The organism is Enterococcus durans NBRC 100479 = LMG 10746 (assembly GCF_001544215.1).
GTDB classification, from domain to species: domain Bacteria; phylum Bacillota; class Bacilli; order Lactobacillales; family Enterococcaceae; genus Enterococcus_B; species Enterococcus_B durans.
Window position 1 is genome coordinate 1 of sequence record NZ_BCQB01000103.1, and the last position, 2205, is coordinate 2205.

General features: G+C 36.2%; 2 protein-coding genes. Both read right to left on the reverse strand.

Annotated elements, in window-relative coordinates:
* Positions 1-94 precede the first annotated feature (94 nt).
* Positions 95-1285 carry an IS256-like element ISLgar5 family transposase gene (locus ED2_RS14415; RefSeq protein WP_002333405.1) on the reverse strand — a complete coding sequence of 397 codons (1191 nt, stop codon included), beginning with the start codon at positions 1283-1285 and terminating at the stop codon, positions 95-97.
* Positions 1286-1999: 714 nt separating this feature from the next.
* Positions 2000-2205, reverse strand: a 206-nt coding sequence (locus ED2_RS14420) for an IS3 family transposase (RefSeq protein WP_002331064.1), incomplete at its 5' end; no start/stop codon positions are given.

A 2205-nucleotide genomic window follows, 5' to 3' on the forward strand; every position in this document is an offset into this window, starting at 1 on the left:
TTTTTATTAATATTTTATAACTTTACGCAAGATCATAATTTTGGGGAGCGTCAATAATTTTGTGTAAATGATTCTTCCCTACTGCAGATTGTTTCTAATTCTCAATCAGTTGGCTTAGCATTTGTTCAAGTTCGCCTTCGGCCTGTTGAAAGCCTTTATGACTGCGACCTAGGAATTTTTGGTTGTAAGTATCAAAAGACGAGACTAAGAAACGTTCCATCGACTCTTCGTTTTGGAACTGTTCCTTGCGGTGGCTGTATTTCTTGATTTGCTTATTAAAGGATTCAATCAAGTTCGTAGAATAAATACTCTTGCGTATGGCCAAGGGGAAATCATAGAAAGTGAGCAAGTGATCGTTCGAAAGAATCGATTCAACCACTTTTGGATAGCTGGTTTTCCATTTTTTCGCAAAAGCACCACGTGCTTCCAACGCCACCTCTTTAGATGAGGCTTGATACACCATTTTAAAATCATCACAGACTTCCTTACGATTATTGACACGCACTTTGTGACTGATATTACGGAAAACGTGTACACAACAATGTTGAAAACGAGCTTTGGGATAGAACCGACTAATCGCTCCTACCATCCCCTTTAAGCCATCCGTGATGAACAGGAGGACATTTTTCAAACCGCGCTCTTGAAGGTCTAATAAAATTTCCTCCCAAATCGTGATAGATTCAGTCGGTGCAATCGCATAGCTCAATACTTCCTTTGATCCGTCCGGGCGAATGCCAACTGCGATATGAATAGCTTCCTTGGCGACGGTTTTCCGCTTTAACGGAATATACGTTGCGTCCATATAAATAGCAGCATAACGGTCATGAAGCTCTCGCCCTTTAAACGCCGTTACCTCTTCTGTAAATGATTTTGTTATATTGGACATGGTTTGGGGCGTGTAGTGATGCCCATACATTTTCTCAATCAAGTCTGCGATTTCCGACATGGTAATACCTTTTCGGAAGAGGTGAATGACGGTCTCCTCTAACGTGTCATTCGTCCGTCTATAAGCAGGAACAGTCTGTTGCTTGAACTCGCCATTGCGGTCGCGCGGAATCTGGAGATGAAGTTCCCCATACTCGGTCTTGACCGTACGGTCATAGGAGCCGTTACGAGAATTACCCGTGTTAAAACCAATGCGATCATACTTTTCGTAATCTAGGAAAGCCGTTAACTCCGTTTTGAGAAGCGTATTGACTGCTTTTTCCAAATGGACACGGAATAATTCATTCAAATCGCCTTTGTTCGCTAGAGTCTTTAGAATTTCTGTAGTAAAATCGTTCATAGGGAAGTCCTCTCTTCTGTGAATGTTTTGTGGTAACTCTATTCTACAGAAGGGATTTCCTTTTTTCTATTTACACAAAATATTTTACACTCTCTAATTTTGTCTGTGTAGATATTTCGTTATATTACTAAAGATAATAAGATTTAATGACCTCATTAATATTGTTTGCTAGGTCCAAACTCTTATTAAACTTTCTTTGCTATAAAACCCAAACATAGTAATAAAAGAATAACTTATTACCTTTAAATTATACTACCAACAAATGGTAGTATATTATTAATTTATATAATATGAAACCTAAAATATAGTAGTATGTTAATTTATACTAAATTAAATAAAGTACTACCTTTAATAGGTAGTACTTTATTATCAAGCCATTATTCCTTCTTCTACTAGTTCTTTTTGTCACATAATTTTGCAATCAATAAATGTTGCGCAATAAGTATAAGAATTCCATTTTCTAAATTTGAAAGGTGATCCATAATTTCATGTTCAAGTAGTTTATTAATTGTCCACTTGTCGCTTCATCTAAAAATTTTATAGGTTTTAGGAATGCTATTCGCTTATTTTAGGAAGATTTTAACTGTTTGCTATAGATATATATCATACTAGTATCGTAATAAAAGTACTCTAAAAGAAGAATTTTCAAATACGCAAAATTAAGTACGAAAGTGGATTTGAGTCAATATCTTGGACACATTTTAGTAGAGACGGTTAAGCCATTTTTTCTTTTGCTAATTCTTCAAATTCCTGTGGGGTTAGATAGTGAATCGAGCTATGGATTCGATTTCGGTTATAAAATCCTTCAATGTAGCTAAATAGCGCTCGATTTGCTTCTTCAAAATCTGAGTAGCTAGTCGTGTAGACTTCTTCTTTTTTCAATGAGGCATGGAAAGATTCGATTCCAGCATTATCATAAG